At 45.4% G+C, this 6,361-nt stretch carries 10 protein-coding genes; 6 read left to right on the top strand and 4 right to left on the bottom strand.

Features of this window, described 5'->3' with window-relative positions; translation table 11 throughout:
* Positions 1 to 193 precede the first annotated feature (193 nt).
* Positions 194 to 1,132 carry a RepA gene (locus NOS7524_RS27670; protein WP_171815429.1) on the top strand — a complete coding sequence of 313 codons (939 nt, stop codon included), beginning with the start codon at positions 194 to 196 and terminating at the stop codon, positions 1,130 to 1,132.
* A 620-nt stretch (positions 1,133 to 1,752) separates the two neighbouring features.
* On the opposite strand, the gene NOS7524_RS27665 is transcribed toward NOS7524_RS27670, so the two are convergent.
* The 4 genes from NOS7524_RS27665 to NOS7524_RS27650 all read right to left on the bottom strand — a co-directional run bounded on the left by NOS7524_RS27665 (position 1,753) and on the right by NOS7524_RS27650 (position 3,589).
* The gene (locus tag NOS7524_RS27665) at positions 1,753 to 2,304 is read right to left on the bottom strand and encodes a tyrosine-type recombinase/integrase (protein WP_011666305.1); all 552 of its coding nucleotides are present in this window, start codon (positions 2,302 to 2,304) and stop codon (positions 1,753 to 1,755) included.
* 371 nt (positions 2,305 to 2,675) lie between these two features.
* The gene (locus NOS7524_RS27660; protein WP_011666306.1) at positions 2,676 to 3,029 is read right to left on the bottom strand and encodes a hypothetical protein; all 354 of its coding nucleotides are present in this window, start codon (positions 3,027 to 3,029) and stop codon (positions 2,676 to 2,678) included.
* 108 nt (positions 3,030 to 3,137) lie between these two features.
* Positions 3,138 to 3,407, bottom strand: coding sequence for a hypothetical protein (locus NOS7524_RS27655; RefSeq protein WP_015141690.1), 270 nt, complete (start codon positions 3,405 to 3,407; stop codon positions 3,138 to 3,140).
* Entirely contained in the window at positions 3,404 to 3,589 is a 186-nt protein-coding gene (locus NOS7524_RS27650; protein WP_015141689.1) for a ribbon-helix-helix domain-containing protein, read from the bottom strand. Before NOS7524_RS27650 ends, NOS7524_RS27655 begins: the two co-directional genes overlap by 4 nt.
* Positions 3,590 to 3,699: 110 nt before the next feature.
* Between NOS7524_RS27650 and NOS7524_RS29000 the strand changes: the two genes are divergently transcribed.
* The 5 genes from NOS7524_RS29000 (at position 3,700) to NOS7524_RS27635 (ending at position 5,794) form a co-directional block, all read left to right on the top strand.
* Entirely contained in the window at positions 3,700 to 4,017 is a 318-nt protein-coding gene (locus NOS7524_RS29000) for a hypothetical protein (protein WP_011666301.1), read from the top strand.
* 95 nt (positions 4,018 to 4,112) lie between these two features.
* The gene (locus tag NOS7524_RS27645; RefSeq protein ID WP_015141688.1) at positions 4,113 to 4,322 is read left to right on the top strand and encodes a hypothetical protein; all 210 of its coding nucleotides are present in this window, start codon (positions 4,113 to 4,115) and stop codon (positions 4,320 to 4,322) included.
* Positions 4,322 to 4,522 (top strand): hypothetical protein, encoded by a 201-nt coding sequence (locus NOS7524_RS27640; RefSeq protein ID WP_015141687.1) that lies wholly within the window; start codon positions 4,322 to 4,324, stop codon positions 4,520 to 4,522. Before NOS7524_RS27645 ends, NOS7524_RS27640 begins: the two co-directional genes overlap by 1 nt.
* Positions 4,522 to 4,671 carry a hypothetical protein gene (locus tag NOS7524_RS30360; protein ID WP_015141686.1) on the top strand — a complete coding sequence of 50 codons (150 nt, stop codon included), beginning with the start codon at positions 4,522 to 4,524 and terminating at the stop codon, positions 4,669 to 4,671. Before NOS7524_RS27640 ends, NOS7524_RS30360 begins: the two co-directional genes overlap by 1 nt.
* Entirely contained in the window at positions 4,661 to 5,794 is a 1,134-nt protein-coding gene (locus NOS7524_RS27635; protein WP_011666303.1) for an ATP-binding protein, read from the top strand. Before NOS7524_RS30360 ends, NOS7524_RS27635 begins: the two co-directional genes overlap by 11 nt.
* Positions 5,795 to 6,361: the final 567 nt, after the last annotated feature.

Raw genomic sequence — 6,361 nt, 5'->3', positions numbered from 1 at the left:
ACATTTCCAAATGATCAGCCCAGAAAGCTTAAATACAAATGTATCACTAACCCTGCTTACAAGGGAACTACAAACTGAAATAATTCTTGGCACTTACACGGTCAGGGTACACACTCGCATTGGTCGAGAACCTTGTGCGCGGTTGTGGTATTTGTGTCGAGCGCTTGATAAGGATGGGTCTGGTCATTTAACATTGCCATTGCCTGTAGTACAGACGTTCTTAGATTGTAGTGATAAGTCTGTTTACCGTTGGTTACAGGATGGAAAAAAAATAGGAGCATTCCGCCGCTACAAAATTAAAGCAGGAATGATAACCGTCTACTTGGGCGGTATGTTTCAAGTTTGTTACAACCTAAATTTAAAAAGATGGGGTGATGTTGCAGTAGTGCCTTTAGTCCAAGTGTTAAGCGATTTACGCTCACTGACCACTGGCATAGTCACACAAAGCTTTCAACAAAAGAGCCGCTATGCGGCCAACAGACAACTTAAACCAGAGTACAGAAAACTTTTTGGAGCGCCACACCCGAACGAGCTAGTGAAGGACACAAGGCAATCCTCTCTTAAATCGCCAGAGGGGGAAGTACCTTGTGTACTTCACATTAGTTCGTCGCGGATATTCGTCTCAAAAAGTTTCATCCACTATGGTACATCTCAAAAAGCTGTCAGCTGTGAGTTGGGTATTCACAAGCGCACAGTGCGACGACATCAAAAGCAGCTGGGCATGAATCGCCGTCAACTTTGCCAAGCCAAAATTGAGTACAATCAACTCCGGCACGCTCGGAATAATGACGCGTCTGAATTTTGGGCTTTCACTGGAACCAAAACTGATATCGGTTATCAAGTTATGGGTGACGCGGTTGTGTTTTCTGATGGCATTGCCCCTGGAGCCAAAAAGAGACAGCCCAACACTTACCAAATTGACGCGACTGAATTTGACGGTCGATTATTCAAAGTGGGTGACAAGGTGTTCATGAATCGGTGCAACATCTACCGCGAACAATTCACCCTAACAACGATGTCAGCAGCACGGCGGAAGTACCATTTCAAACTGTCACAGTGCCACTTCAGCGAAAATCGAGCCGGTCGGGTAGGCAACCGTTTTGTAATAGGTTGCCACTCTGGCGAGATATGAAGGACATTTTTAAGAATTTTTTTTTAGCGTGAAATGCTGCGGCAACCAGTATAGTGATCGACACGAACTAGTGCAGCATGACCGAGAGCCTATAGGGTCGCGGCTTTTTGGCAATAGAGATCGTATGCAGATCATGCGTAGTACTTTCTTCGACCTTAACCCCAAAGAAAGCTTATTAGATGGAGAAGGTCACAATTAGAAAATATTCATCGTCCCGATTGACCCTTAACCTTTAATCGGTTTCCACTTGTAAAAAATTCGGCGAGCCATTCTTCTTAACCCTCAGAGTCGAACTTCATACAAGAATATACAAACCCTTTGGGTTTACCACTAAAACAACGGCGATAAAAACCTAATAGGTTTCCACAGAAACGTCTAAGGATTTAGGCGTGTTGTTTTGGGGCAATTTGAGAAAATATTAAACCAGTCACAAGTTAACTTGTCGAAGAAATATTGCAGCATTCTGCAACACAGGGAAAGGTATAACGTTTCCAAAGTCCGGAACGTGTGCAGAGTTCTAGAACCGATGGATACTTTAAAAGTATCCTCAAGTGTAGAGCGTGTGTTTAGGCTGCGTCTTTTTTTAGCACCCATAGGGGTCTAAACAGCGTTGGCGTACATTAGAAGCCAATCACGGATACAGCTTTGCGTCGCTGTTCGGGTGTAACTTCAAGATAGCGTTGCAGTGTGCCAAGGTCATTGTGACCGGATATCTCTTGAATGTGTCGCAACGGGATACCGGCGCTAGACATTTGGTTGAGGGCAGTACGGCGGAAACTGTGGGTACTGATGCCTTCTAGCCCGATTCTTTTGGCTGCATCGCGCAAGATTTTATCCGCCGCGTATCGCGTGAGCCTATCGCTGACTCCCCTCATGCCAGGGAACAGGGTTCCCGGTTTGGGGTGATAGTCAGCCATGAGTGCGGCTAGTCCTGGCTGGATGTCAACCACGCGGGTTTTGAGTTTCCCTTTGGTGGTAGACTTCCTAAAGGTTAGTGTTTCGCCTTTAATGTCCGTTGTTTGGAGTGCTAGAGCTTCACTAACGCGGCAACCGGTGAATAGACAGATGCCAAACAAAACGCGATCGCGCGGTGTGGTGAATCCGTCGCTAAACAGTCGCCTGAGTTCGTCGGAGGTGAGTATTTTGGCTCGTCCGTTGCCGTTAACCTTCATAACCCTTACAGATTAAGCATTCCAATACTCTACACGTTATCTGCATTTTGTGGAATTGGTGGCTATATCTATTGATTCTTCGTATGCTTTCTGTTGAAAGCCAGTGCTAGTTTAGCCAAGCTTATCAATCGTTGCACGGTAAAATCAGGCTTTCGACGTAAGGACAGAATTTTGATAACTTCAGCTTATGTTGTCTCCTGAAGAAAGCAACTCTTTGATAAACGCGTCGATGGCTTTCCCGGCGGCTGACTGCCTACCCATTTTTAGCTTATTGAGGGTGCGATCGCGGGTTGCCTCCAATTTGTCTAGATTGTCTATACTATTGTCTATATTCTTTCTGTCTTGCCCGGTAGCTTGTCCTTCTGCCTGAACTACCGGGCTTTCGATTTTCCCCGCAGTTCCTCCAGTTGCGATTGAAGTTTGTCTAGACGTGTTGCTAGATTATCTTCTATACGCTTGTCTATAAATTCATCTATATTGTCTAGATTATTAGTTGTGACTTTATCTAGACGTTGTTCAATATTGTCTATACGCTGTTCGAGGGATGTGTCTAGATGGGTGGGAGTGTGAGAAGTGGGAGTATTAAACCTGTTACCTGCCAAATACCAACGAACAAATTCTGTTAACAGTGCTGAGGCGTTGGAACTTTCAGAACTAGCAAGGTTTTTAAAAGACTCCCATTCTTCGGAGTCAATACGAAAAGTGGCTAGAGTTTTGTCTGCCATGATTAGATAATGTCTATACTTGTATAGATAGCAGTATAAACTATTGTCTATATTAGTGTCTATATAAGTCTAGATATCCGTCTAGATAGTCATCGCTCATCCCTCACCTCAACCGTTTTGCTGCCTAACGAGGTAGTCTAAGACCGCGCCAATTCTGTCGAGTGCCGCGCTAGTGGTACGTTGGTACTCATCAAGCCGTGCTTCGGTTTGTAATTGCCTAGCGGTAAGAATTTCAAAGTTCTGCTGATGGATTTGAACTGTTTGCAACAATGCTTCTGCGGTTGCGCGGAGTTCTGTAACCGATGTGCGGAGGTCGGCATTCACTGCAACTTGGCTGTCTAACGCAGCTTCTATTCTGGCTAGTCTGTCTTCGCTCATGCTGCCCCCTGCTTGTCTTGGTTGTCCTTGGCTTCTTGTTCCATTTGTTCTTTAACAACTCGTGTGAGTAAGAAAGCGGCAAGATTAGCCAACGGTCTTCCTTCCTCAGACGCTCGGTTAGCAATCCATTGGTAAATTTCAGCTTCTAGAGTGACTGCTATTCTCCCTTTATTGGTTGGCATGACGTTTGGTGTACTCCTGAGTCCATATCATACACCTTGTGCAAAGAGTGATTGACAAATGTACTAATCGGCAGTAATAGTATAGAGTGTATTAAGTGTACACCGAGTATATGACCGAAGTACAGACCGTCAACAATGGCACTGTACCCGTTTTTAATGCGGGTAAAAGTGCCAGTAAAAAACTGCGTCGTAATCTGCCTTCGCTGCCATCCAACCCAGGCGCGAGTGAGATGAGTGACGTGAGCTATTCCTGCAAAGTTGATGCCAGCCCGACTGTGTGGGATGCTTTACCGCTATACAGCCCGTTTAGCTTATCGGCTGATGGCAGTTACCCAATGGTCAAGGTGACGCGCTCAAAAGCCTGCGAACTGAGAACCGGGAAATCAATCCTGGTCGGTTCGGGTCGTTGCTACCGAGTGATTTTTTGATGACGATTCACCTTAAAGGTGAATCGCACTGATTCCTGTGGACTGCCTCGTAAACACCCACTGGAATCGCCTACATAATGAAGGACATAATTATCATGACAGATAGACCACTCACCGAGAAAGAGCAGCAAGTCATCTCTGAGTTTGAAACGGCGCGTCCTGGCTTGGGTGCAATTGCCGAACAAAACATTATTAATAATAATGTCACCGGCTGGGCTGACATTATCGCTGATACTCCGGCTGAAGAACTCGTCGCCAATGAAGGGACTGCCAGCAACAGTTTTATGTACCGGAGAATCGGCTAATGAACGAGCGACTTTACCAAGTATCCTTGACAGAGTTAACTAAAGTTGGTGTCCCGCAAGCGATAGCCGAACAAGCGTCCTTAGTCGTAGCCAACGATGACCCTACAAAACCCAATCTTGGCAGAACACCCCAAGCCCAAGAAGCGGTCAATGCGGCTATGACTCACTACCACGCTAATCAACAGGGAGTAAGTCAATAATGAGCGATCGCCAGTTTCTATTTTTAGGACTGGCGGCCGCCGCCGTCAGTCTGTGGTATCAAAACCAGCAAACAGAGTTACAAGCACAGTTAAATACCTGTCGCGCTCAACTGCAAGGCTTTAAAGACGGGGTGATTTATGGCAAATGACTGGATTGAAATGCACTTGCCTAGTCGTCAACAGCTAGGCAGGTTTTTACTGTGGGGATTGGGGCGATTAACTTTTAGTGCCAGCATATTTTTATTTGATGCCACGTCTTACGCTTTGCAAACAGCGTTAACAGTGGTGAAGTGGTGTAGACAGTCTGTATACAACTTGGTCAAAGTTTACGACCAATTGCCCTATGCTGGCACTTACGGCGCGGCTATCATTGACACTACCGCCGTCACCCTTGCGGTCGAACCAGAGGGAATCATCACCGACTTGATGCAAGCTCTGTCTGGTAAGCACTGTTTAATAGTTGGGGATACGGGAACTGGCAAAAGCACCATAGCCCAATGGCTTGCTTATCAAGTCGGGGGTGAGGTGACAGTCTATGACGCTGACGCTGCACCGGACGAGTGGACGGGGTTAAATGTCATTGGCCGCCGTGGTGACTTTGAGGCTATACAGTCGGGCATGGCTGCTGACCTGGAGGAATTGCAGCGCCGGATTGAGCTACGGGGTGAGTCTGGGGATAAGGCACTAGCAGGAAAAGAAAGCGTTTTAATTGCTGAAGAACTGCCACTGCTGAGAGATGAAGTCGAGATAGCAACCGAATGGCTCATCAAACACGCCAGGCGCGGCCGCAAGCCCAAGCGTTTTGTTATTGGGCTGACTCAAGATGATAATGTCAAGACCTTAGGTATCGAGGGTGAAGGCGGTGTCCGTAAGTGTTTTAGGATGTTACGCCTGGGTAAGTTTGCAGTTAGCCACGCCAAGTCCTTAAAAGACCTTGCCCTTGTGGAGTGGTTAAAGTCGGGGAAATATCGCTGCATGGTGGATGATATGCCGTGTCAGTTACCAGATGTAAGCAGTTACAAAATGGTTATGCCCCGGTTACAGTCTGTAACCAGTTTTCAGCCACTCCAAACGGCTCAACCGACCTCAGAACAAGCATTACAGCCCGTTTCATCCCTCCCAGAACCAAGAGATGAAACCCTAGCAAAAGTGGTAAAAGCCTGTCTGGAAGCGGGTTTTTCAGAAAGTAAGGTGATTAAAGAAATTTTGGGCTATCAAGGCGGGCGTTACCAAGAAGGTAAATCGCTACTGGAAAAACTTAAGGATTTGTAGCGGTGCGGTTTAGCATTGACTGTTACTTGCTGTACAAGGATAATTTTCTCAAAGCGGAATGGTGTTAAACCCGATTATTAGAGTCGTCATAGCAAAAGCTTGAAAACTGGCAAGGGTGTACTGGTTTTCGTTCTTTTTGGTTCTAATGGTTATTTTTTACCAGTTTATTTAGTAATAACCGAGTGCCAAGTTTCTTGTTTTACATAGCAAAGTTAGCAAAAAACATTTTGCCGTGAATTTCCATCTGTAAAAAGCGTCACGGCGAAATTCAGTATTTAGTAAATACAAAAATAAGTCAAACGTTGATCATGCAACACTTTGGCGTACAATTGATTGAAAATTTTGCCGATAGGCAAAGTTTAAATTACCTATTAAAAAAAGTTCAGTGCTTGGGGGTTGTTATGCTACTTAACCGAAGCTAAATAAAACACACATACACAGAATTGTTACCACACCAAACACCAAACAGAAAAAACGTGCTTTGAATTTATCAATTAATGGGTGTAGTTAACAAGTTTTATTTAGCTTCAGGTTAAGCAAATAACATTCAATAGGTACTGGACTGAG

Origin of the sequence: Nostoc sp. PCC 7524 (assembly GCF_000316645.1) — a bacterium.
GTDB lineage: Bacteria > Cyanobacteriota > Cyanobacteriia > Cyanobacteriales > Nostocaceae > Trichormus.
The sequence above is the reverse complement of the archived record's forward strand: the minus strand, read 5'-3'. Positions and strand labels throughout refer to the sequence as shown.

Bases quoted from the DNA above. Each gene is read 5' to 3' on its own strand.
- NOS7524_RS27665 (WP_011666305.1), bottom strand. From the start codon at position 2,304: ATGAAGGTTAACGGCAACGGACGAGCCAAAATACTCACCTCCGACGAA.
- NOS7524_RS27660 (WP_011666306.1), bottom strand. From the start codon at position 3,029: ATGGCAGACAAAACTCTAGCCACTTTTCGTATTGACTCCGAAGAATGG.
- NOS7524_RS27655 (WP_015141690.1), bottom strand. From the start codon at position 3,407: ATGAGCGAAGACAGACTAGCCAGAATAGAAGCTGCGTTAGACAGCCAA.
- NOS7524_RS27650 (WP_015141689.1), bottom strand. From the start codon at position 3,589: ATGCCAACCAATAAAGGGAGAATAGCAGTCACTCTAGAAGCTGAAATT.
- NOS7524_RS29000 (WP_011666301.1), top strand. From the start codon at position 3,700: ATGACCGAAGTACAGACCGTCAACAATGGCACTGTACCCGTTTTTAAT.
- NOS7524_RS27645 (WP_015141688.1), top strand. From the start codon at position 4,113: ATGACAGATAGACCACTCACCGAGAAAGAGCAGCAAGTCATCTCTGAG.
- NOS7524_RS27640 (WP_015141687.1), top strand. From the start codon at position 4,322: ATGAACGAGCGACTTTACCAAGTATCCTTGACAGAGTTAACTAAAGTT.
- NOS7524_RS30360 (WP_015141686.1), top strand. From the start codon at position 4,522: ATGAGCGATCGCCAGTTTCTATTTTTAGGACTGGCGGCCGCCGCCGTC.
- NOS7524_RS27635 (WP_011666303.1), top strand. From the start codon at position 4,661: ATGGCAAATGACTGGATTGAAATGCACTTGCCTAGTCGTCAACAGCTA.